General features: G+C 61.2%; 21 protein-coding genes. 13 read left to right on the forward strand and 8 right to left on the reverse strand.

What is annotated here, in order from left to right; translation table 11 throughout:
- The first annotated feature begins 75 nt into the window (after positions 1-75).
- Positions 76-945, forward strand: coding sequence for a phosphoribulokinase (locus tag ACJ8IJ_RS21680; protein WP_004930374.1), 870 nt, complete (start codon positions 76-78; stop codon positions 943-945).
- Between the two features lie 37 nt (positions 946-982).
- Here ACJ8IJ_RS21680 and ACJ8IJ_RS21685 read toward each other — a convergent pair whose 3' ends face one another.
- Entirely contained in the window at positions 983-1,390 is a 408-nt protein-coding gene (locus ACJ8IJ_RS21685; protein ID WP_004930372.1) for an OsmC family protein, read from the reverse strand.
- A 382-nt stretch (positions 1,391-1,772) separates the two neighbouring features.
- Between ACJ8IJ_RS21685 and crp the strand changes: the two genes are divergently transcribed.
- Both crp and ACJ8IJ_RS21695 read left to right on the forward strand, forming a co-directional pair.
- The gene (gene crp, locus ACJ8IJ_RS21690) at positions 1,773-2,405 is read left to right on the forward strand and encodes a cAMP-activated global transcriptional regulator CRP (protein WP_004090925.1); all 633 of its coding nucleotides are present in this window, start codon (positions 1,773-1,775) and stop codon (positions 2,403-2,405) included.
- Between the two features lie 50 nt (positions 2,406-2,455).
- The gene (locus ACJ8IJ_RS21695; protein WP_442518903.1) at positions 2,456-4,534 is read left to right on the forward strand and encodes a YccS/YhfK family putative transporter; all 2,079 of its coding nucleotides are present in this window, start codon (positions 2,456-2,458) and stop codon (positions 4,532-4,534) included.
- Positions 4,535-4,574: 40 nt separating this feature from the next.
- Here ACJ8IJ_RS21695 and argD read toward each other — a convergent pair whose 3' ends face one another.
- From argD to ACJ8IJ_RS21710, 3 genes are all read right to left on the reverse strand, one after another.
- On the reverse strand, positions 4,575-5,792 hold the full coding sequence (argD, locus tag ACJ8IJ_RS21700; RefSeq protein ID WP_154871804.1) for a bifunctional acetylornithine/succinyldiaminopimelate transaminase: 1,218 nt from the start codon (positions 5,790-5,792) through the stop codon (positions 4,575-4,577).
- Positions 5,793-5,923: 131 nt separating this feature from the next.
- A complete protein-coding gene (locus ACJ8IJ_RS21705; RefSeq protein ID WP_033631932.1) occupies positions 5,924-6,499 on the reverse strand; it encodes an aminodeoxychorismate synthase component II in 576 nt (191 codons plus the stop codon).
- Between the two features lie 72 nt (positions 6,500-6,571).
- On the reverse strand, positions 6,572-8,098 hold the full coding sequence (locus ACJ8IJ_RS21710; protein WP_275095234.1) for a helicase HerA-like domain-containing protein: 1,527 nt from the start codon (positions 8,096-8,098) through the stop codon (positions 6,572-6,574).
- A 210-nt stretch (positions 8,099-8,308) separates the two neighbouring features.
- Between ACJ8IJ_RS21710 and ACJ8IJ_RS21715 the strand changes: the two genes are divergently transcribed.
- Entirely contained in the window at positions 8,309-8,578 is a 270-nt protein-coding gene (locus tag ACJ8IJ_RS21715; RefSeq protein ID WP_004930356.1) for a hypothetical protein, read from the forward strand.
- 17 nt (positions 8,579-8,595) lie between these two features.
- On the forward strand, positions 8,596-8,874 hold the full coding sequence (locus tag ACJ8IJ_RS21720) for a type II toxin-antitoxin system RelE/ParE family toxin (protein WP_015379287.1): 279 nt from the start codon (positions 8,596-8,598) through the stop codon (positions 8,872-8,874).
- Here the strand turns inward: ACJ8IJ_RS21720 and btsR are convergent, their stop codons facing one another.
- From btsR to ppiA, 3 genes are all read right to left on the reverse strand, one after another.
- Positions 8,875-9,600 (reverse strand): two-component system response regulator BtsR, encoded by a 726-nt coding sequence (gene btsR / locus ACJ8IJ_RS21725; RefSeq protein ID WP_004930351.1) that lies wholly within the window; start codon positions 9,598-9,600, stop codon positions 8,875-8,877.
- A complete protein-coding gene (locus ACJ8IJ_RS21730; RefSeq protein ID WP_004930349.1) occupies positions 9,600-11,285 on the reverse strand; it encodes a sensor histidine kinase in 1,686 nt (561 codons plus the stop codon). The genes btsR and ACJ8IJ_RS21730 overlap by 1 nt, the downstream gene beginning before the upstream one ends.
- Before the next feature lie 155 nt (positions 11,286-11,440).
- Positions 11,441-12,010: a peptidylprolyl isomerase A gene (gene ppiA / locus ACJ8IJ_RS21735; RefSeq protein ID WP_015379288.1), complete on the reverse strand. Its 570-nt coding sequence runs from the start codon at positions 12,008-12,010 to the stop codon at positions 11,441-11,443.
- Positions 12,011-12,363: 353 nt separating this feature from the next.
- Between ppiA and ACJ8IJ_RS21740 the strand changes: the two genes are divergently transcribed.
- The 4 genes from ACJ8IJ_RS21740 to tsgA all read left to right on the forward strand — a co-directional run bounded on the left by ACJ8IJ_RS21740 (position 12,364) and on the right by tsgA (position 16,435).
- Positions 12,364-12,702 (forward strand): PTS lactose/cellobiose transporter subunit IIA, encoded by a 339-nt coding sequence (locus ACJ8IJ_RS21740; RefSeq protein ID WP_004930342.1) that lies wholly within the window; start codon positions 12,364-12,366, stop codon positions 12,700-12,702.
- Positions 12,699-14,006 carry a 6-phospho-beta-glucosidase gene (locus ACJ8IJ_RS21745; RefSeq protein WP_442518904.1) on the forward strand — a complete coding sequence of 436 codons (1,308 nt, stop codon included), beginning with the start codon at positions 12,699-12,701 and terminating at the stop codon, positions 14,004-14,006. The genes ACJ8IJ_RS21740 and ACJ8IJ_RS21745 overlap by 4 nt, the downstream gene beginning before the upstream one ends.
- Positions 14,007-14,078: 72 nt before the next feature.
- Positions 14,079-15,059 (forward strand): LacI family DNA-binding transcriptional regulator, encoded by a 981-nt coding sequence (locus ACJ8IJ_RS21750; RefSeq protein ID WP_076741268.1) that lies wholly within the window; start codon positions 14,079-14,081, stop codon positions 15,057-15,059.
- 191 nt (positions 15,060-15,250) lie between these two features.
- Entirely contained in the window at positions 15,251-16,435 is a 1,185-nt protein-coding gene (gene tsgA, locus ACJ8IJ_RS21755) for an MFS transporter TsgA (protein WP_033636290.1), read from the forward strand.
- A gap of 54 nt (positions 16,436-16,489) precedes the next feature.
- On the opposite strand, the gene ACJ8IJ_RS21760 is transcribed toward tsgA, so the two are convergent.
- Complete coding sequence (locus ACJ8IJ_RS21760; protein ID WP_207188402.1) at positions 16,490-17,758, reverse strand: cytosine deaminase; 1,269 nt, start codon at positions 17,756-17,758, stop codon at positions 16,490-16,492.
- Between the two features lie 303 nt (positions 17,759-18,061).
- On the opposite strand from ACJ8IJ_RS21760, the gene nirB reads away from it, so the two are divergent.
- The 4 genes from nirB to cysG are packed head-to-tail and all read left to right on the forward strand — an operon-like array spanning position 18,062 to position 23,205.
- Positions 18,062-20,611 carry a nitrite reductase large subunit NirB gene (nirB, locus tag ACJ8IJ_RS21765; protein WP_004930330.1) on the forward strand — a complete coding sequence of 850 codons (2,550 nt, stop codon included), beginning with the start codon at positions 18,062-18,064 and terminating at the stop codon, positions 20,609-20,611.
- A complete protein-coding gene (gene nirD, locus ACJ8IJ_RS21770) occupies positions 20,608-20,934 on the forward strand; it encodes a nitrite reductase small subunit NirD (RefSeq protein WP_049186471.1) in 327 nt (108 codons plus the stop codon). The genes nirB and nirD overlap by 4 nt, the downstream gene beginning before the upstream one ends.
- 16 nt (positions 20,935-20,950) lie before the next feature.
- Positions 20,951-21,751, forward strand: a complete 801-nt coding sequence (gene nirC, locus ACJ8IJ_RS21775; protein ID WP_154871809.1) for a nitrite transporter NirC — start codon at positions 20,951-20,953, stop codon at positions 21,749-21,751.
- A 50-nt stretch (positions 21,752-21,801) separates the two neighbouring features.
- The gene (gene cysG, locus ACJ8IJ_RS21780) at positions 21,802-23,205 is read left to right on the forward strand and encodes a siroheme synthase CysG (RefSeq protein ID WP_442518905.1); all 1,404 of its coding nucleotides are present in this window, start codon (positions 21,802-21,804) and stop codon (positions 23,203-23,205) included.
- Positions 23,206-23,237 lie beyond the last annotated feature (32 nt).

Here is a 23,237-nt window from a genome sequence, read left to right on the forward strand (position 1 = left end):
CTGACATAGAGAGCGTCAACAAGAGCCACAATAATCCCCTGACGCCGGCGCATTCAACACGGAGTGACAACCATCATGTCTGCCAAACATCCCGTTATCGCGGTGACCGGTTCCAGCGGCGCCGGCACCACCACCACCAGCGTGGCGTTCCGTAAAATCTTCCAGCAGCTCAATATCCGCGCCGCCGAACTGGAGGGCGACAGCTTCCACCGCTATACCCGGCCGGAAATGGACGCGGCGATCCGCAAGGCGCGCGATCTGGGCAGACACATCAGCTATTTCGGCCCCGAGGCCAACGACTTCGGCCTGCTGCAGCAGAGCTTTATCGACTACGGCAAAAACGGCACCGGGCGCTCGCGCAAGTATCTGCACACCTACGACGAAGCGGTGCCCTACAATCAGGTGCCGGGCACCTTCACCCCGTGGGAGCCGCTGCCGGCGCCGACCGACGTGCTGTTCTACGAAGGGTTGCACGGCGGCGTGGTCACCGAGCACCATGACGTGGCCAAACACGTCGATCTGCTGGTCGGCGTGGTGCCGATCGTCAACCTGGAGTGGATCCAGAAGCTGATCCGCGATACCGGCGAACGCGGCCACTCCCGTGAAGCGGTGATGGATTCGGTGGTGCGCTCGATGGAAGACTACATCAACTACATTACGCCGCAGTTCTCGCGCACCCACATCAACTTCCAGCGCGTGCCGACGGTGGACACCTCCAACCCGTTCGCCGCCAAGGCCATTCCCTCACTGGATGAAAGCTTCGTGGTGATCCACTTCCGCGGCCTGGACCAGATCGACTTCCCCTACTTGCTGGCGATGCTGCAGGGATCGTTTATCTCGCACATCAATACGTTAGTGGTGCCGGGCGGCAAAATGGGGCTGGCGATGGAGCTGATCATGGCGCCGCTGGTGCAACGGTTGCTGGAAGGCAAGAAGATCGAATAAATGCGTTGAGCGCGGCGCCGGCCGCGCTCCGCCTCGATTACGCCGGTTGGCGGATCTCGAAGCTGTGGGTTACCGTGGCGGCCTTGTTGAGCATCAGCGCCACCGAGCAGTATTTCTCCGCCGACAGGTTCACCGCACGTTCGACGATCTTGTCGGTCAGATCCTGGCCGGTCACGATGAAGTGCAGGTTGATATGGGTGAACAACCGCGGGGCTTCTTCGCGGCGCTCGGAGGTCAGCTTCACCTCGCAGTCGCGCACGTCGTTGCGCCCCTTTTGCAGGATGGATACCACGTCGATCGCGCTGCAGCCGCCCACCGACATCAGCACCATCTCCATCGGGCTGGGCGCTTTATCACCGGCATTGCCGTCCATCAGCACCTGGTGGCCGGAGGCCGATTCACCCAAAAACGTTAACCCTTCCACCCACTTAACTCTTGCCTGCATTCTGGTCACTCCGGTTGATTTCTTAAAATCAGAGTACGCTTTCGCATAGAAACAGGCAACGTAACCTGATGCTAATCATGCTGAAGCGAGACAACACGAGACACCCGCCTTACTCTGTGCTACAAACAGAGCCGCAATAAATCTTTCCGGGACACTGAATTTCAGGGAAACGCCCAGAGAAAGGCTCCTTTACCGGTATGTTAACAGAATGTAGCTTGCAGCGCTTACGGCAAGTTAATATGCTAGAGCGACAGCGTATTTTTATGACACGCCTCAAAACTTGCCGGTAGCCCTCGCTCATAACTGCGGCTACAGGCGGGTTTTACAGGGAACTCTGACCCCTGTGACACAAGGCAGCGATAACAACAGAGGATAACAGCGAATGGTTCTCGGCAAACCGCAAACAGACCCTACTCTCGAATGGTTCCTGTCTCATTGCCATATCCACAAATATCCATCGAAGAGTACGCTGATTCACCAAGGTGAAAAGGCCGAAACGCTTTACTACATCGTGAAAGGCTCCGTCGCGGTGCTGATCAAGGATGAAGAAGGTAAAGAGATGATCCTGTCCTACCTCAACCAGGGGGATTTCATCGGCGAGCTCGGATTGTTCGAAGAAGGCCAGGAGCGCAGCGCCTGGGTTCGCGCGAAAACCGCCTGTGAAGTGGCCGAAATTTCCTACAAGAAATTCCGCCAGCTGATCCAGGTGAACCCGGACATCCTGATGCGTCTGTCCGCCCAAATGGCGAGCCGCCTGCAGGTCACCTCCGAAAAAGTGGGCAACCTCGCCTTCCTGGACGTGACCGGCCGCATCGCGCAAACCCTGCTGAATCTGGCGAAGCAACCTGACGCCATGACTCACCCGGACGGCATGCAGATCAAGATCACCCGTCAGGAGATCGGCCAGATCGTCGGCTGCTCGCGTGAAACCGTTGGCCGTATTCTGAAAATGCTGGAAGATCAAAACCTGATTTCCGCCCACGGCAAAACCATTGTCGTCTACGGCACCCGTTAATCCCCGAAGAAACGGCGCAGTCTGCGCCGTTTTTTTATCTGCTCCCTGCCATGTGGCGCCGCCTGATCTACCACCCGGAAGTCAACTACGCACTGCGACAAACGCTGGTGTTGTGCCTGCCGGTGCTGTTCGGCTTGTTGATAGGCCAGCTGCAGCTCGGCCTGATGTTCTCTCTGGTGCCCGCCTGCTGCAATATCGCCGGTCTGGACACGCCGCATAAGCGCTTCTTTAAACGGCTGATCGTCGGCGGCTCGCTGTTCGCCTTCAGCAGCGTGCTGCTGCAACAGGCACTGCTGTGGCACGTGCCGCTGCCGGCGCTGATGCTGGGCCTGGCGCTGCTGCTCGGCGTCACCGGCGAAATCAGCCCGCTGCACGCCCGGCTGTTGCCGGCGGCGCTGGTGGCCGCCATTTTCGCCCTCAGCACGGCCGGCACGGTACCCCTCTGGCAGGCGCCGCTGCTGTACGCGATCGGCACCGTCTGGTACGGCTTATTCACCTGGTTCTGGTTCAAGCTGTGGAAAGAACAGCCAATGCGCGAGACGCTCAGCCAGCTCTATCTGGAGCTGGCGGACTATTTCGAAGCCAAATACTCGTTGCTGACCCAGCACACCGATCCGCAAACCGCGCTGCCGCCGCTGCTGGTACGCCAACAAAAGGTGATGGATCTGATCAGCCTTTTATACCAACAGCTCAATTTCCTGCCGCACGCCAACAACCTCGAACAAAAGCGCCTGCAGCGCGCCTTTCAGGTGGCGATGGATCTGCAGGAGCACATCACCGTCAGCCTGCATCTGCCGGAGGAAGTGCAAAAACTGGTGGAGCAGAGCCAGGCCGAAGCGATCATTCGCCGCAACGCTCAGGTGATCGCCGGCCGGCTGCGCGTGGTGGCGCACGATATTCTCTACCATCAACATTCGAAGCGCTTCTCCATGAGCCACGAACTGGCGGCGCTGGAAAAAATGGCGGCGCAGCATCCCGATAACCCGGTCGGCCAGTTTTGTTATTACCACTTCAGCCGCATCGCCCGCCTGCTGCGCACCCAGCATCCGCTGTACCGCCGCGACCTGATGCCCGGCCAGCACCGCCTGCCGTTTTGGCCGGCGCTGGCCAGCTACCTGTCGTTCAAATCCACCGCCCTGCGCAACGCCGCGCGGCTGGGGGTGACGCTGGCGGTCGGCAGCAGCCTGGGTGCGGTCTTCAACCTGCCGAAACCTTACTGGATCCTGCTCACCATCATGCTGGTGAGCCAAAACGGGTATAACGCCACCCGGGTGCGTATTCAGCACCGTGCGCTGGGCACGATTGCCGGGCTATTGCTGGCGGCCGGGCTGTTGCAGCTGCAGCTGCCGGAAGGAGAAACGCTGAGCATCATGCTGGTGATCACGCTGCTGGCCTACCTGGTTTCGCGCAAGAACTACGGGCTGTCGGTGATTGGCTTTACGGTCACGGCGGTTTACACCCTGCAGCTGCTGGCACTGAACGGCTCGCATTTTCTGGTACCGCGTCTGATCGATACGCTGATAGGCTGCGTGCTGGCGTTCGGCGGCACCATTTGGCTGTGGCCGCAGTGGCAAAGCGGGCTGCTGCGCAAGAATGCCCATCAGGCGCTGGAGAACGATCAAGCCGCGCTGCGGCTGATGCTGAAGCAACCGGAACCGGACGCCACCGCATTGGCCTATACCCGCATGCAGGTCAACCAGGCGCACAACGCGCTGTTCACCTCGCTCAATCAGGCGATGCAGGAGCCGGGGTTCGCGTCGAATTATCTGGCGGACATGCGGCTGTGGGTCACTCACAGCCAGTTCATCGTCGAACACCTGAACGCCATGACCATTTTGGCGCGCGAGCACTACATGCTGACGCCGAAACTGGCGGAAGCCTATCTGCAAACCTGTGAAATTGCGCTGCAAAGCTGCCAGCAGCGGTTGGAATACGATGGCCCGAGCAGTGACAACAGCGGCATCATGCAGCCGCCGGATCTGCATCCGGACATGCCCGTCACCGAGATGGAACGTCATTTGCGGCGCATTTTGTCGCACCTGAGCGTGATGCATACCATTTCGTCGCTGGCCTGGCGCCAGCGCCCGCACCACGGCATCTGGCTCAAGCGCAAACTGCGCGACCAATAAGGGCGCGGCATGCCGCGCCCCGTTATTCGCCGCACGGGCTTCAGGCGTTGATCACATCCTGCACCGCCAGCTCGAACAGCGCCATGCCGGCCTCGATGTCCTGCAGCTCCACCACCAGCGACGGCGCGAAACGGATCACGTTCGGCCCGGCATTGAGGATCATCAGCCCACGCGCGGCGGCGGCGGTGAGGAAATCGCGCGCTCTGCCGTGATAATGCGGCGTCAGTTCGGCGCCGATCAGTAACCCCATGCCGCGAATGGCGGTGAAAATACCGTATTTATCGCCGATATCCTGCAAAGCCTGCACATACAGCGCGTGGCGCTGTTCGATGCCGCTCAGCACTTCCGGCGTATTGATCACGTCCAACGCCGCCTCCGCCACCGCGCAGGCCAGCGGGTTGCCGCCGTAGGTGGTGCCGTGAGTGCCCACCTGCATCACCGACGCAATCTCTTCGGTGGTCAGCATGGCGCTGACCGGGAAGCCGCCGCCCAGCGCCTTGGCGGTGGTGAGAATGTCCGGCGTCACGCCATAATGCATATAGGCGAACAGCTTGCCGCTGCGCCCCATGCCGCTTTGCACTTCGTCGAACACCAGCAGCGCCTGATGTTGGTCGCACAGCTCGCGCACGCCTTTGAGGAAGCCGGCGTCGACCGGCGTAATGCCGCCCTCGCCCTGAATCGGCTCCATCACCACCGCGCAGGTGTGGTCGTCCATCACCGCTTTCACCGCCGCCAGATCGTTGAACGGCACGTGCACGATGTCGGCCGGCTTTGGCCCGAACCCGTCAGAGTATTTGGCCTGCCCGCCCACCGACACGGTGAACAGCGTGCGGCCGTGGAACGCGTTATAGAAAGCGATGATTTTGGTTTTATAGGGGCTGTGGCGGGTGATGGCGTAATGACGCGCCAGTTTGAACGCCGCTTCGTTGGCCTCTGCGCCGGAGTTGGCGAAGAACACCCGATCGGCGAAGGTGGCGTCGATCAGTTTGCTCGCCAGGCGCAGCGCCGGTTCATTGGTAAAGACGTTGCTGGTATGCCACAGAGTCTCACCCTGACGTTTGAGCGCCTCGACCAGCGCCGGATGGCAGTGCCCCAGCGCCGTCACCGCGATGCCGCCGGAAAAATCGATGTACTCTTTTCCCTGCTGATCCCAGACCCGGCTGCCTTGGCCGCGCACCGGCACAAACTGGGCCGGTGCATAAACAGGCAGGATCACCTGGTCAAAGGTGCTGCGGCTCACTGCGGATTTTTCAGTCATTTTCGGCTCCACCCTGAAGGTTTTTCAGCGCTATCGTAATGTTAGATTGAAAACATAATCACGAAATATGCATAAAAAACCAACCAAGCGCAAACGCAAAACGCCTAACGAGCGAAAAAAACGCATCGGGATTAACGGTTGAGGAAATTATCCAGCAGCTGATGGCCCTGCTCGCTGAGCACGCTTTCCGGATGGAACTGCACGCCTTCCAACGCCAAAGCGCGGTGGCGGATGCCCATGATCTCGTCGCGCACGCCGTCGCGTTCGCTCCAGGCGGTCACTTCAAAGCAGTCCGGCAGCGTATCGGCTTTCAGCACCAGCGAGTGATAGCGGGTCACGGTCAGCGGATCGTTCAGGCCGCGAAACACGCCGACGCCCAGATGGCGAATGGCCGACGTTTTGCCGTGCATCACCGCGCGGGCGCGCACCACCTCGGCGCCGAACGCCTGCCCCAGCGCCTGGTGCCCCAGGCACACGCCAAGGATCGGCAGTTTGCCGGCGAAATGACGAATGGCGGCCAGCGAGATACCCGCTTCGTTCGGGGTGCAGGGGCCGGGGGAAATCACCAGATGCTGCGGTGCCAGCCGCTCGATATCGGCCAGCTGCAGCTCATCGTTGCGCTTCACCACCACCTCGGCGCCCAACTCGCAGAAGTACTGGTAAAGGTTATAGGTAAAGGAGTCGTAGTTATCGATCAGCAGCAGCATGTCAGGTCCGGCAGAGAAAAACGCCGCCATAGTTTACTGATTTAACCCGCCGCTGCCGACGATAATTTCCGCTTACTTTTTACGGCCGCCGGTGATCGAGCCCAGCACGCCGCGCAGGATCTGGCGGCCGAGATCGCGCGCCATGCTCTTGGCGGCGGTCTGGACGATGCCGTCGCGTTTGCCGCCGCGCGGGCCGGTGGAACCGAACAACAGCTCGTTCAAACCATCCATCAGGCCGCCGCCCGCCTGCTGTTGTTGCTGTTGCGTCTGCGGTTGTTGCCCCTGCTGCGGGGTGCCGATGGTGGCGAAACCACCCGACGACAGCTTCTCGTAGGCGGACTCGCGGTCAATCATGTCTTCATAGCGGCCATACAGCGGCGACTTGTTGATCGCGCTGTTCAGCCCTTCCGCGCCAAGCATGCCCATTTTGGATTCCGGCGCGATGACCATCGCCCGCTCCACCACGTTCGGCCGGCCCTTCTCGTCGAGGAACGACACCAGCGCTTCGCCCACGCCCAGCTCGGTGATCGCCGTTTCGGCATCGAAGGCCGGGTTGGCGCGCAGGGTTTGCGCCGCCGTCTTCACCGCCTTCTGATCGCGCGGGGTAAAGGCGCGCAGCGCATGCTGCACGCGGTTGCCCAACTGGCCCAGCACGCTGTCCGGGATGTCCAGCGGGTTCTGCGTGACGAAGTAAATGCCGACGCCTTTGGAGCGGATCAGACGCACCACCTGTTCAATCTTGGTCAGCAGCGCCGCCGGTGCATCGTTGAACAGCAGGTGCGCTTCATCGAAGAAGAACACCAGCTTCGGCTGTTCAGGGTCGCCCACTTCCGGCAGGTGCTCAAACAGCTCGGCCAGCAGCCACAGCAGGAACACCGAATACAGCTTCGGCTGATTGATCAGCTTGTCCGCCGCCAGCAGATTGATCACGCCGTGGCCGTTGGCGTCGGTTTTCATCAGATCGTTGATGTCCAGCATCGGCTCGCCGAAGAACTGGTTGGCCCCCTGCTCCTCCAGCGTCAACAACCCGCGCTGAATGGCGCCGATAGAGGCGGCAGAGATATTGCCGTACTGGGTTTGGAATTGTTTGGCGTTGTCGCCGACGAACTGCACCATGGCGCGCAGGTCTTTCATGTCCAGCAGCAGCAGCGCATTGTCATCGGCGATTTTGAACACCAGCTGCAGCACGCCGCTTTGCACCTCGTTCAGATCCAACAGGCGCCCCAGCAGCAGCGGCCCGAGATCGGAAATGGTGGCGCGGATCGGATGCCCCTTTTCGCCGTAAATATCCCACGGGATAATGGTACAGGCCTGCGGCTGCCAGTCGGTGACGCCAATCGCCGCCAGGCGCGCCTGCAGCTTTTCGGAAGGTACGCCCTCGGCGCCGATGCCGGACAGATCGCCCTTCACATCCGACAGGAACACCGGCACGCCGATGCGTGAGAACTGTTCGGCCATTTTCTGCAGCGTCACCGTCTTGCCGGTGCCGGTTGCCCCGGTGATCAAGCCGTGGCGGTTGGCCAACGCCGGCAAAATCACCAGATCCTGTTCCGGTTTTCCGTTTTTCATCGCTTTGGCGATAATCCGTGGTTCACTCATTTTCTGTTCCTTTGACGCTGACGCGGCGCGAAACGCGCCTGTTGATGCAATAAAGCTATAAGCGCCGCGTAACCCCGTCAAGGACAAACAAAAAGGGCGCCGTCGGGGCCTGATGAATTCAGATTGCGCTTAGCGTCAGAGCGTCTTTGCTTGAACAATAAAGCACCAGTGTTATAGTGAGCATTACGCTGTATATACGAGGTAAATACCATGTCTGAATCTACCGTGGTAATCCGCGTGGATGACGAGTTAAAAACCGCTTTCGCCAGCGCGGCAAAGGCCGCCGATCGCACGGCTTCGCAACTGCTGCGCGATTTCATGCGCGAGTTTGTCAGCCGCCAGGCGCAGCAGGAAGAGTACGACCAGTGGTTAAAGGAAAAGGTCGAGGTGAGCCGCAAGGCGTTGCGTGAAGGCAAGTTCGCCGACGATGAAGAGGTGGCTGCTTATTTCGCCGAACGTAGAGCTAAATCAACGCAATAAAACACAAAAGGACTTTTGTGAAACTGACATGGACGGTACCCGCCATCGCCGATCGTCTGGCGATTTATGAATGGTTGGAACTTAAAAATCCGGCCGCCGCCGCAGAAAATGATGCAAAAATCGCTGACGCGGCGGCACGCCTCGTGCATCATCCCACCAGCGGGAAAACGGGTCGGATAGCCGGCACGCGCGAGCTGGTCATCTCCCCGTCCTATCTGTTGGTCTATGAATTGGCGGCTCAACGCGTCATCATATTGGCCATCGTGCATACTCGCCGCCGGTGGCCGCCGGCATAGTCACCCCCGCAGCCCCAGTTGCTCCTTCAGCGCTTTCAAATAGCGCCGGCTGACCGGCACCGGATCGCCGGCGGACATGATCATCTCTGCCGCACCGCCCTCTTCGAAGCGGATCTCGCGCACCTGCTCCAGGTTGACCAGATACTGCCGATGGCAGCGCACCAGCGGCGTACGGCTTTCCAGCGTGCGCAGCGTCAATTCGGTGAAACACTCCATGCCGTCGCTGCGCACCACGAATACCCCGCTCAGCTTGGAACGGATCGCCAGCACTTCATCGAACCGCAGCAGATAGATGCGGCTGTGGCCGGTGCAGGGAATGTATTTCAGGTAGCCGGCGCTCTCATCCAGCGCCGTCACGTCCTGCGGCGCACTGCGCTGCCGCAGGCGTTGCAGCGTCTTGCTCAGCCGCGTCGGCTCCGCCGGCTTCAGCAGATAGTCGAAGGCGTGCTCCTCGAACGCCTGCACCGCGTATTCGTCGTAGGCGGTCAGAAACACGATGTGCGGCATGCGGTTAGGATCCAGCATGCCGACCATTTCCAGCCCGCTGATGCGTGGCATCTGGATATCGAGAAACACCACGTCCGGCTGCAGCCGATGGATCTGGCTGATGGCTTCGATGGCGTTGGCGCACTCGCCGATAATCGAGATCCCCGCTTCAGCTTCCAGCAGGTGGCGCAGGTTGTCGCGCGCGGAAGGTTCATCGTCAACAATCAGTGCGTTTAACATCAGGCTGCCCTCTCCATAGGGACATTAAGCGTAATGCGGGTGTAGGCGTCCGGCCGGCAATCCACCTGCACACCATAGCCTTCGCCGTAGCGCACGCGAATGCGTTTATCCACCAGATTCATACCCAGCCCGCTGCAGTTCGGTTTCGGCTGGAACAGCCCGGCGTTGTCCGTCACCTGCAGCAGCAGATGCTCGCCTTCGCAGCAGGCGCCGATTTCGATGCGGCCCACGCCCAACAGATGCGAGGTGCCGTGCTTGATGGCATTCTCGACGATCGGCTGCAGCGAAAACGCCGGCAGCCGCGCCGCCAGCAGCGCCTCGGGCAGCGATACCGCAATCTCCAGCCGATCGGCGAAGCGCGCTTTCTCTATCTGCAGGTAGGCGTTCACATGTTCAATTTCGTCCGCCAGGCTGACTTCGTCATCCGAACGTTTGAGGTTTTTGCGAAAGAAGGTCGAGAGGGACTGCACCAGATCGCAGGCGCGCTCGCCGTCGCGGCGGATCACCGCCACCAGGGTATTCAAGGCATTGAACAGGAAATGCGGGTTGACCTGCGCATGCAGCAGCTTAATCTCCGACTGCGCCAGCAGCTGCTTGTGGCGCTCGTACTGTCCGGCCATGATCTGCGCCGACAGCAGGCTGGCGATGCCCTCGCCCAGCGTCCGGTTGATGGTGCTGAACAGCTGGCTTTTCGGTTCATACAGCTTGATGGTACCGATGACCCGCTGGTTTTCGCCGCGCAGCGGGATCACCAGCGTCGATCCCAGTTTGCAGGCCGGATTGATCGAGCAGCAGTAAGAGAGCTGATTGCCGTCGGCATAGACCACCTCGTTGTTGTCGATGGCGCGATGCGAATGCACCGAGGCGATCGGCGTGCCCGGCAGGTGGTGATCGTCGCCAATGCCGATGAACGCCAGCAGCTTGTCGCGATCGGTGATCGCCACCGCGCCGATGCCCAGCTCCTGATAAATCACCCGGGCGACCTTCATGCTGTTTTCCTGATCGAACCCCTGCCGCAGAATACCCTCGGTGCGCTCGGCGATTTTCAACGCCTTGGACGAAAAGGCGCTGGTGTACTTCTCGAACATGGCGCGCCTGTCCAGCAGGATTTGCATAAACATCGCCGCGCCGACGGTATTGGCGATCATCATCGGCAGCGCGATGTGTTCCACCAGCTGCAACGCCTCGTTATAAGGGCGCGCCACCGCCAGAATGATCGCCATCTGCAGCACTTCCGCCACCAGCGCCACGCCGCCGACGAACAGCGGATTGAACAGCAGCTCGATGCGCCCCCGGCGCATGGCGATGCTGTGTACGATGCCGCCGACCAGCCCTTCGGACACCGTGGAGATCGCGCAGGCCACATCGGTCATGCCGCCGAGCGTATACCGGTGCAGGCCGCCGGTCAGCCCGACCAGAAAGCCCACCGACGGCCCACCCAGCAGCCCGCCCAGAACCGCGCCTATCGCACGGGTGTTGGCGATCGAATCCTGAATATGCAGCCCGAAATAGGTGCCCATGATGCAGAACACCGAGAAGATCACGTAGCACAGCAGCTTGTGCGGCAAGCGAATGGTCACCTGCATCAGCGGAATGAACAGCGGGGTTTTGCTCAGCAGATAGGCGATAACGAGATAGACGCACATCTGCTGCAACAGCAACAGCACCTGGTTAAATTCATACATGGCAGCAACTCATCCAGAGACAACAAAGGGCGAACGCCGGATTTCCGGTCTGGTTATTGTCTGCCGATTAGAGCATGGGGCGCGGGAGAAAACAGTGATGAAGGCAAGGCTTCGGGAGGAAGGACGGCCGACCCCAGCGGGATCGGCCAAAAAATTTACGGCAGCACCTTGGCCGACAGAATCACCACCGGCTTGGTCGGCACATTCTGGTAAGGGCCGACGTTGCCGGTCGGCACCTGAGCGATCTTGTCCACCACGTCCATGCCTTTCACCACTTTGCCGAACACCGCGTAGCCGAAGTCGCGCTGGCCGTGATCCAGGAAGGCGTTATCCGCCACGTTCAGGAAGAACTGGCTGGTGGCGCTGTCCTTGTCGGCGGTGCGCGCCATCGAGATGGTGCCGCGCAGGTTGCGCAGGCCGTTGTCGGCTTCGTTCTTGATCGGCGCCTTGGTGGATTTTTGCTGCATGTCAGCGGTGAAACCGCCGCCCTGGATCATGAAGCCCGGGATCACGCGGTGGAAAATGGTGTTGTTGTAGTACCCGCTGTTCACGTAATCGACGAAGTTCTGGGTGGAAACCGGTGCCTTCTGGCTGTCGAGCGCCAATTCGATATTCCCCGCCGAGGTCGTCAGCATGACATGGGTCTCACCGGCGGCGAGTGCGGCTGGTGCCACTGCGGACAGGGAACACAGCGCGACGAAGGTCACTAAAGTACGTTTGAACATTAACGGGTCCTTTCTCTGAGAGACAAACAACGGAAAAGCGCTTTGATTCTAAAGAGCTGTATCGGCAAGTGCCAGCCATTTACCTATATTTACCCAATTACGGGACATATCCTAGGCGGCCCTGAATTTTGCTGCGGAAAGTATGGGCGCAGAAGGCTTTTTTGCCAACCGCATCACGCATTTTTTGCCCCGTGCCGCCCTGGGGCGGTTTTTGCGATCTGCCTCCCAGTTTGCACACGCATTGTCGTTACTCTATATAAATGAGAGCGCTCTCATTATAAAAAGAACGGATATTGAAGCATCCCACGGCGGCATCGCCGCGCAACCCCTGGAGAAATGACGTGAGTGAATTGATGACTGAAGTCAGCCCCGAGTTTGAAAGCACCATCATGGAACTGCTGGTGTTCTCCGGCAGCGCGCGCAGCAATGCGTTGATGGCGTTGCGACAAGCGCGCGCCGGCGACTTCGCCGCCGCGGCCAAACACATGGCCGAATCCAAAGAGTGGGTGAAGAAAGCGCACCTGATCCAGACCGAGCTGATCGGCCTGGACGAAGGCTGCGGCAAGCTGGCGATCAATCTGATCACCGTGCATGCGCAGGATCATCTGATGAACGCCATGGTGATCCAGGATCTGGCCGACGACATGATCGAGCTCTATCGCCGTCAGTCGCTGACGGAGGGCCGCCCATGAGCACGCTCAAAATCGCCGTGATCGGCGGCGGCAGCAGCTACACTCCCGAGCTGGTCGATGGGCTGATCCAGCGCATCGAGGAGCTGCCGGTCACCGAACTGGCGCTGGTGGACGTCGAGCCAGGCCGCCAAAAAGTGGGAACCATCGCCGCCCTGACGCGCCGCATGCTGGCGCGCCACGGGCTGGAACAGGTGAAGGTCAGCGTGCACTTCACGCTGGATGAAGCGATTCGCGGCGCCGCTTTCGTGCTGACCCAGTTCCGCGTCGGGCAACTGCCGGCGCGCGCCGCCGACGAACGGCTGGGCCTCAAATACCAGCTGCTCGGCCAGGAGACCACCGGCGTCGGCGGCTTCGCCAAGGCGCTGCGCACCATTCCGGTGATGCTGGATATTGCCCGCCGGGTGGAAAAGCTGGCGCCGGACGCCTGGATCATCAACTTCACCAACCCGGCCGGTATCGTCACCGAGGCGGTGTCTCGCTTTACCAAAGCGAAGATCATCGGCCTGTGCAACGTGCCGATCAGCATGCATCACATGATCGCCAACATGCTGCAGGCGCCTTACGCCGACGTGCAGCTGCGGTTCGCCGGCCTGAACCACATGGTCTGGGTGCATCAGGTCACGCAGCAGGGGCGCGACGTCACCGCCAAGGTGATCGACATGCTGTGCGACGGCGCGGCGCTGACCATGAACAACATCAAGGAAGAGCCCTGGCAGCCGGACTTCCTGCGCGCGCTCGGCGCCATCCCCTGCCCGTACCACCGCTATTTTTACCAGACCCGCGAGATGCTGGCGGAAGAGATGGCCGCCGCCGGCGAGCGCGGCACCCGCGCCGAGCAGGTGATGCAGGTAGAAAAAGAGCTGTTCGAGCTGTATGCCGATCCGCAGTTGAACAGTAAGCCGGAGCAGCTCAGCTTCCGCGGCGGTTCTTTCTATTCCGAAGTTGCGCTGGAGCTGATCCGTGCTATCCATAATAATCTCGGCACGCAATTAGTGGTCAACACCGCAAACCGCGGCGCAATCCATGGCCTGCCGGACGATGCTGTGATAGAAATCAACTGTATCGTCGATGCTCAGGGCGCGCATCCGCTGACTTTCGGCCCGCTGTCGGAACCGATGCAGGCGCTGACGCAGCAGGTGAAAGCCTACGAACGCCTGACCATCGAGGCCGCGGTGCACGGCGATCGCCGCAGCGGCTTGCTGGCACTGATCGCCAACCCGCTGGTGGGCAACGCCAATCTGGCGCAGCCGTTGCTGGACGAGGTGTTGACGATAAACGCGCCGTATTTGCCGCAGTTCAGGTAAGCGCCTGCGCGCGGTATGACAGGGGTTCGGCGCGCCGAACCCATTTTTTTAGCCGTAATCAGGAGTTGGACGATGGTGACACTGGAAGATGTCGCGGCGCTGGCGGGCGTATCGCGCGCCACCGTATCGCGGGTAGTGAACGGCGACAGCAACGTCAAAGCGCCGACCCGCGAGAAGGTTGAACGCGCCGTAGCCCAGCTCGGTTACACCCCCAACCCGGCGGCCCGCGCGCTCGCCTCCAGCCACAGCAATACCCTCGGGCTGGTGACCACGTCATATCGCGGCGGCTTCTTCGGCGCGCTGATGGACTTCGTGCAAACCGAGGCCGAATCCCACGGCAAGCAGCTGCTGGTGACCCAGGGCCGCAACAGCGCCGAAAACGAATGGCAGGCGGTGCAGCGGCTGTTCAGCCTGCGCTGCGACGGCGTGATCCTGCACGTGCGTTTTCTCAGCGACGATCGGCTGCGCCAGCTGGCGGCGGAGCAACGTCATTTCGTGTTGCTCGATCGGCTGGTGCCGGGGCTGGAAGACCGCTGCGTCACCTTCGATCACCCGCTCGCCAGCCGCATGGCGACCCAGCAACTGCTCGATGCCGGGCACCGGCGCATCGCCTGCATCAGCGGGCCGCGCGAGCGCCCGTCGAGCCGCCTGCGGTTGCAAGGGTTTGAAGAGGCGATGCAGGCGGCGAATATCGAGCCGGTGGCCTGTCTGGAGGGCGTTTACGATCTGGAAAGCGGTTACCGCTGCGCCGATCGCCTGCTGCAGCAAGCCGCACGACCCAGCGCCATCTACTGCTGCAACGAAGAGATGGCGATCGGCGCGCTGCTGGCGATCAACGAGCACCGCCTGCGGGTGCCGCAGGATATCTCCTTGATCTGTTACGACAGCGGCGAACGCGCGCCCTTCGTCCGCCCGGCGTTGAGCAGCGTACATTTTCCCATCAGCGAGATGGCCCAATACGCGGCGCGCAGGCTGATCGACCCCACCACCCCAGCGCACCCATTTGAGCCGACGATCGTCAACCGTGATTCCATTGTGACGGTACGCAAATAGATCACAATAATGCGTACCCTCCCTTCATAGGTTGCATCAAAAAATCGACAACCATCACAAAAAATCCCGTTGTCTGTGCTAGGATCCGCCCCCTGGTGGCCTGATCGGGACTTTTTTCTGCGTTTGCCAGGAAAAGCCAGCGGCCTTATGCCAGCGTTAAAACCTCTAACAGACATATTCAGGCCTATACAATGAATGACAGTAACCGCATACGGCTTACCTGGATCAGCTTCTTTTCGTACGCGCTGACCGGTGCTTTAGTGATCGTCACAGGGATGGTGATGGGAAACATTGCAGAGTACTTTAATCTGCCGGTTTCCAGCATGAGTAACACCTTTACTTTCCTCAACGCCGGTATTTTGATTTCGATCTTCCTCAATGCCTGGCTGATGGAAATCATCCCGCTGAAGCGTCAGCTGATCTTCGGCTTTGTCCTGATGGTGCTGGCGGTCGCAGGGCTGATGCTCGGCAAGAGCCTGACCATGTTCTCGCTGTGCATGTTTATCCTTGGCGTGGTTAGCGGTATCACCATGTCGATCGGCACCTTCCTGATCACCCATATGTATGCCGGCCGCCAGCGCGGTTCACGCCTGTTGTTCACCGATTCCTTCTTCAGCATGGCCGGAATGATTTTCCCAATCGTCGCCGCGATGTTGCTGGCTCGCCATATCGGCTGGTACTGGGTTTATGCCTGCATCGGCCTGCTGTACGTGGGGATCTTCGTGCTGACCCTGTGCTCCGAATTCCCGGTGCTGGGCAAGAAAGGCGCCGACGCCGGTCAACCGGTCGAGAAAGAAAAATGGGGCATCGGCGTGCTGTTCCTGTCGATCGCCGCGCTGTGCTACATCCTTGGCCAGCTGGGCTTCATTCAGTGGGTGCCTGAGTACGCTACCAAGTCGTTCAACATGGACATCGGCCAGGCCGGTAAGCTGGTGAGCGACTTCTGGACCTCATACATGGTCGGCATGTGGGTGTTCAGCTTCATCCTGCGCTTCTTCGATCTGCAGCGCATCGTTACCGTACTGGCCGCGCTGGCTACCGGTGCGATGTACCTGTTCGTCAGCACCGACAATCCGGAACACCTGGGCTACTACATCATGGCTCTGGGCTTCGTTTCCAGCGCCATCTACACCACGCTGATCACCCTCGGCTCGCTGCAGACCAAGGTCTCCTCGCCGAAGCTGGTCAACTTTATCCTGACCTGCGGCACCATCGGCACCATGCTGACCTTCGTGGTCACCGGCCCGATCGTGGCGAAAGGCGGCGCGCACGCGGCGCTGACCACCGCCAACGGCCTGTACCTGGCGGTATTCGTGATGTGTCTGCTGCTAGGCTTCGTGACCAAGCACCGCAGCCACGGTCACGTGACGCACTGATTTCTTCGCATCAAATACATCAAGGGCGCCCGCAAGGCGCCCTTTTTTTGCGCCTTAGCGCCGGAAATCCACCGTCTCATCCTGCTGCAAATGCAGCGTGGTTTCCGCCGGCCGCGTTTCGGCGATCACCGCCCCCTGGCGAATCGAATAACGCACCGGCGTCTGGCGGCGCACCGCGTCAAAACCGCTTTCCGCCGGCAGGATCACCAGGTTGGCGCTGTTGCCGGCCGCCAGGCCATAGTCGCTGAGGTTAAGGGTGCGCGCGCTGTGGTGGGTGATCAGCTTCAGCCCATCGTCGATCTGGCCATAGCCCATCAGCTGGCACACGTGCAGCCCCATATGCAGCACCTGCAGCATGTTGGCGGTGCCGAGCGGATACCAGGGATCGAACACGTCGTCGTGGCCGAAGCAGACGTTGATCTCTGCCTCCAGCATCTCCTTCACCCGCGTTACGCCACGCCGTTTCGGATAGCTGTCGAAACGCCCCTGCAGGTGAATGTTCACCAGCGGGTTGGCGACAAAGTTGATGCCGGACATTTTCAGCAGGCGGAACAGCCGCGAGGCGTAAGCGCCGTTGTAAGAGTGCATCGCCGTGGTGTGGCTGGCGGTGACTTTCGCCCCCATCTCCAGCTTCAGCGCCAGCGCCGCCACGGTTTCGACGAAGCGCGATTGCTCGTCGTCTATCTCGTCGCAGTGCACGTCCACCAGCCGATCGTATTTTTGCGCCAGCGCGAACGCCTTGTGCAGCGACTCCACGCCGTATTCGCGGGTGAATTCGAAGTGCGGAATGGCGCCCACCACGTCGGCCCCCAGCCGCAGCGCCTCTTCAAGCAGCGCTTCGCCGTTGGGATAAGAGAGGATCCCTTCCTGCGGGAAGGCGACGATCTGCAGCGTCACCCAAGGCGCCACCTCCTGTTTCACCTCCAGCATGGCGCGCAGCGCGGTCAGCGTGGGATCGGAGACGTCGACGTGGGTGCGCACATACTGCACGCCGTTGGCGATCTGCCACTTGAGCGTTTGCCAGGCGCGCTGCTTGACGTCTTCATGGGTCAACAGCGCTTTGCGTTCGGCCCAGCGCTCGATGCCTTCGAACAGCGTGCCGGACTGGTTCCAGGCCGGCTGGCCGGCGGTTTGCGTGGTATCCAGGTGAATATGCGGTTCGACGAACGCCGGCAGCGCCAGCCCGCCCTGCGCATCCAGCACGTCGCTGCGCCACTCCTGCCCTTCCGGCTGCGGCACCAGATGCGCAATGCGCCCCTGCTCAATCGCCAGTTGCCACAATCCTTCATGCCCGCTTAAACGCAGGTTGTCGATAAACTTCAATGGACGTTTCGCCACCCTTCACCTCTGCCGTTGCGCTGGTTTTCTTCATCATACTGGCAGCGGATCGCGCTGACAAAGTCACCGTTTCGCTCCTACCTCCTGCGGCTACCCCCTACGGGGTAATTTGCATGCAAACTGACTCGCTTCAGCTAAAGGTGAATAAAATCCGCAACTTATCAAAAATCGTGAAAAATCATCTATATACCACGTTAGAGGTATATAAGGGTGTGATTGATTTGCATCAATAAATTGCCCCTCGGGAGAGATAAGGTAAGCCTAGGAAACCCGAATTTTGAGGCAATAATGAGCAGAGTCAAACTTGCCGTCGTCGGCAATGGCATGGTCGGCCACCGGTTCATCGAAGATCTGTTGGATAAAGCAGACAAAGACCAATTCGACATCACCGTATTTTGCGAAGAGCCGCGCATCGCTTACGATCGCGTGCACCTTTCCTCCTACTTCTCGCACCACACCGCCGAAGAGCTGTCGCTGGTGCGCGAAGGCTTTTACGAAAAACACGGCGTGAAGGTGCTGATCGGCGAGCGCGCTATCACCATCAATCGCGCCGAGAAGGTCATCCACTCCAACACCGGCCGCACCGTCTATTACGACAAGCTGATCATGGCCACCGGCTCTTACCCGTGGATCCCGCCGATTAAAGGCTCGGATAGCCAGGACTGCTTCGTTTACCGCACCATCGAAGACCTGAACGCCATCGAAGCCTGCGCGCGCCGCAGCAAGCGCGGCGCGGTAGTCGGCGGCGGGCTGCTGGGGCTGGAAGCCGCCGGCGCGCTGAAAAGCCTGGGGGTGGAAACGCACGTGATCGAGTTCGCTCCGGTGCTGATGGCCGAACAGCTCGACCCGATGGGCGGTGACCAGCTGCGCCGCAAGATCGAGCGCATGGGCGTCAAGGTACACACCGGCAAAAACACCCAGGAGATCGTCAACGGCGGCGGCACGGCGCGCAAAACCCTGCATTTCGCCGACGGTAGCCTGCTGGAAGTGGATTTCATCGTGTTCTCCACCGGCATCCGCGCCCAGGACAAGCTGGCACGTCAATGCGGGCTGGAGATTGGCCGCCGCGGCGGCATCGCCATCAACGACAGCTGCCAGACGTCGGATCCAGACGTGTACGCCATCGGGGAGTGCGCCGCCTGGCGCGATCGCACCTTCGGCCTGGTGGCGCCGGGTTACAAAATGGCGCAGGTGGCCGCCGATCACCTGCTGGGCCGCGAAAACGGCTTCCAGGGCGCCGACATGAGCGCCAAGCTGAAGCTGCTGGGCGTAGACGTCGGCGGCATCGGCGATGCCCACGGCCGCACCGAGGGCGCCCGCAGCTACGTCTATCTGGATGAAAGCAAAGAAGTCTACAAACGCCTCATCGTCAGCGCCGACAACAAAACTCTGCTCGGCGCGGTGCTGGTGGGCGACACCAGCGACTACGGCAACCTGCTGCAGCTGGCGCTGAACGGCATCGAACTGCCGGAGAACCCGGACGGCCTAATCCTGCCGGCCCATGCGGGCAGCAAACCGGCCATCGGCGTGGATTCGCTGCCGGAAAGCGCGCAGATCTGCTCCTGCTTCGACGTCAGCAAAGGCGACATCATTCAGGCGGTCAACAAAGGTTGCCACACCGTGGCGGCGCTGAAGGCCGAAACCAAAGCCGGCACCGGTTGCGGCGGCTGCATCCCGCTGCTCACCCAGGTGCTGAACGCCGAGCTGAGCAAGCAAGGCATCGAGGTCAACCATCACCTGTGCGAACACTTCGCCTATTCGCGCCAGGAGCTGTTCCACCTGATCCGCGTCGAAGGCATCAAGTCGTTCGAGGCGCTGCTGACCAAATACGGCAAAGGCTACGGCTGCGAAGTCTGTAAGCCAACCGTCGGCTCGTTGCTGGCTTCTTGCTGGAACGAGTACATCCTCAAGCCGCAGCATACGCCGCTGCAGGATACCAACGACAACTTCCTCGGCAATATCCAGAAAGACGGCACCTACTCGGTGATCCCGCGCTCCGCCGGCGGCGAAATCACCCCGGACGGCCTGCTGGCCATCGGCCAAATCGCCAAGGAGTACAACCTCTACACCAAAATGACCGGCTCGCAGCGCATCGGCATGTTCGGCGCGCAGAAAGACGACCTGCCGGCCATCTGGAGCAAGCTGCTCGCCGCCGGCTTTGAAACCGGCCACGCATACGCCAAGGCGCTGCGCATGGCGAAAACCTGCGTCGGCAGCACCTGGTGCCGCTACGGCGTCGGCGACAGCGTCGGCTTCGGCGTCACGCTGGAACATCGTTACAAAGGCATCCGCACCCCGCACAAAATGAAGTTCGGCGTCTCGGGCTGCACCCGTGAATGCGCTGAAGCACAGGGCAAGGACGTCGGCATCATCGCCACCGAGAACGGCTGGAACCTGTACGTTTGCGGCAACGGCGGCATGAAACCGCGCCACGCCGACCTGCTGGCCGCCGACCTCGATCGCGAGACGCTGGTGCGCTACCTCGACCGCTTCATGATGTTCTATATCCGCACCGCCGATAAGCTGCAGCGCACCTCGGTGTGGCTGGAAAGCCTGGAAGGCGGCATCGATTACCTGCGCAAGGTGATCGTCGACGACAAGCTCGGCATCAACGCGCAGTTGGAAGCCGAGATCGCCCGCCTGCGCGACGCGGTGGTCTGCGAATGGAAAGAGACCGTCGAGCACCCGGAAACGCAGCTGCGCTTCGCCCACTTCATCAATAGCCCGCTGCGCGATCCGAACGTGCAGGTGGTGGCCGAACGCGACCAGCACCGCCCGGCGCGCCCGGACGAGCGCATTCCCGTCACCCTGATCGATACCGAGGAGAGTCACGCATGAGCCAGTGGATTACCGTTTGTCCCGTCACCGACATTCTGCCCGGCACCGGCGTGTGCGCCCTGATCGGCGATCGGCAGGTGGCGGTGTTCCGCCCCTATGCCGACGAACAGGTGTTCGCCATCAGCAATATCGACCCGTTCGCCCAGGCCAGCGTGCTGTCGCGCGGCCTCATCGCCGAACATCAGGGCGAATTGTGGGTCGCCAGCCCGCTGAAGAAACAGCATTTCCGCCTGTACGACGGTCACTGTCTGGAAGATGACAGTCGTTCCGTCGCCAGCTTCACCAGCCGGGTGGTCGACGGCATCGTGCAAGTCGCGGCATAACCTTTCGGGAGGCAACATGTTTACCGATACGATCAACAAATGCGCCGCCAACGCGGCGCGCATCGTCCGCCTGGCGAAGGAGAGCCCGCTCGGCTTTTGGATCAGTTCGGCGATGGCGGGCGCCTACGTCGGCCTCGGCATCATCCTGATCTTCACCCTCGGCAACCTGGTCGACCCAAGCATACGGCCGCTGGTGATGGGCGCCACCTTCGGCATCGCGCTGACGCTGGTGATCATCGCCGGTTCCGAGCTGTTCACCGGCCATACGATGTTCCTGACGCTCGGCGTCAAAGCCGGCACCATCCGCCAAAGCCAGATGTGGGCGGTGCTGCCGCAAACCTGGCTCGGCAACCTGCTCGGCTCGGTGCTGGTGGCGCTGATGTATTACTACGGCGGCGGCAGCCTGCTGCCGGTGGATACCAGTCTGGTACACAGCGCCGCGTTGGCGAAAACCACCGCGACGGCCGAGGTGCTGTTCTTCAAGGGCGTGCTGTGCAACTGGCTGGTTTGTCTGGCGATTTGGATGGCGATCCGCGTTGAAGGCGCCGCCAGGTTCATCGCCATTTGGTGGTGCCTGCTGGCCTTTATCGCCTCGGGTTACGAACACTCCGTCGCCAACATGACGCTGTTCGCCCTCTCCTGGTTCGGCAACCACAGCGAGGCCTACACCCTCGCCGGCATCGGCCACAACCTGCTGTGGGTGACGCTGGGCAACATCCTGTCCGGCTCGGTGCTGATGGGCCTGGGGTATTGGTACGCCACGCCGCGCGCCGAACGCCCGCAGGCGGCGAAAGCCGCCGCACGTCAGACCGCCTGAGTTTTCGGGGGCGCCTTTCGCCCCCACCCTGATGACCCCGAGGAGTGCCGATGGATTACCTGCCGATTTTCTGCCAACTGCAACACAAAGCCTGCCTGCTGGTCGGCGGCGGCGAAATCGCCGAACGCAAAGCGCGCCTGCTGCTGGACGCCGGCGCGGCGCTGACCGTCAACGCCCTGGACTTCACCCCGCAGTTCCGCCAATGGGCGGAAGAAGGCCTGGTGACGCTGGCCGAGGGCGAATTCAGCCCGAGCCTGTTGGCGGAAAAATGGCTGGTGATCGCCGCCACTGACCGGCTGGAGGTCAACGCGCGGGTGTACCAATGCGCCAACCAGCAGCGGGTATTCTGCAACGTGGTCGACGACCCGAAACGCGCCAGCTTTATCATGCCGTCGATTATCGACCGTTCGCCGATCATGGTGGCGGTGTCCTCCGGCGGCAAAGCGCCGGTGTTGGCGCGGCTGCTGCGCGAGAAGCTGGAAGCGCTACTGCCGCAACACCTCGGCAAGCTGGCACAGCTCAGCGGATCGCTGCGTCAACGGGTGAAACAGCGCTTCAGCAGCCTCGGCGCGCGCCGCCGCTTCTGGGAGCGGCTGTTCGCTCACGATCGGCTGGCGCAATCGCTGGCCAATGACGACGCCGCGCTGGCCGAACGCCAGCTCGAGCAACTGTTCAGCGAACAGCCGGCAGATCGCGGTGAAGTGGTGCTGGTGGGCGCCGGGCCGGGCGATGCCGGCCTGCTGACGCTGAAAGGGCTGCAACAGATCCAGCAGGCCGACGTGGTGGTTTACGACCGGCTGGTCTCCGAAGCGATCATGACGCTGGTGCGCCGCGACGCCGAGCGCATCTTCGTTGGCAAACGCGCCGGCCATCACTGCGTGCCGCAGGAACAGATCAACCAAATTCTGCTGCAGCAGGCGCGGCAAGGCAAACGCGTGGTACGGCTGAAGGGCGGCGATCCCTTTATCTTCGGCCGCGGCGGCGAAGAGCTGGAGACGCTGGCGGACGCCAACGTGCCGTTCTCGGTGGTGCCGGGCATTACCGCCGCCTCCGGCTGTTCCGCCTACAGCGGCATCCCGCTCACCCACCGCGACCATGCGCAGAGCGTCCGCCTGGTGACCGGCCACGCCAAGGCCGACGGTGGATTGGACTGGGCGATGCTGGCCGCCGGGCAACAGACGCTGGTGTTCTATATGGGGCTGTCGCAAGCGGCGGAAATCCAGCGCCGGCTGATCGCGAACGGACTGCCGGCCGCCACGCCGGTGGCGCTGGTGGAAAACGGCACCTCTTGCCGCCAGCGGGTGATCGAAGGCGAGCTCCACCAACTGGGCGCCTTGTCCCTGCAGGCCGCCAGCCCCAGCCTGATCATCGTCGGCAGCGTGGTCAGCCTGCGCAGCAAGCTCAATTGGTTCGCCAGCGAGGAATCGCCCGCCGGCCTGGCGAAAATGGCGTAATACCGACGTAAAAAAAGCGGCCTAAGGCCGCT

The organism is Serratia sp. CY40230 (assembly GCF_052168835.1).
In the GTDB taxonomy this organism is placed as follows: Bacteria; Pseudomonadota; Gammaproteobacteria; order Enterobacterales; family Enterobacteriaceae; genus Serratia; species Serratia nematodiphila.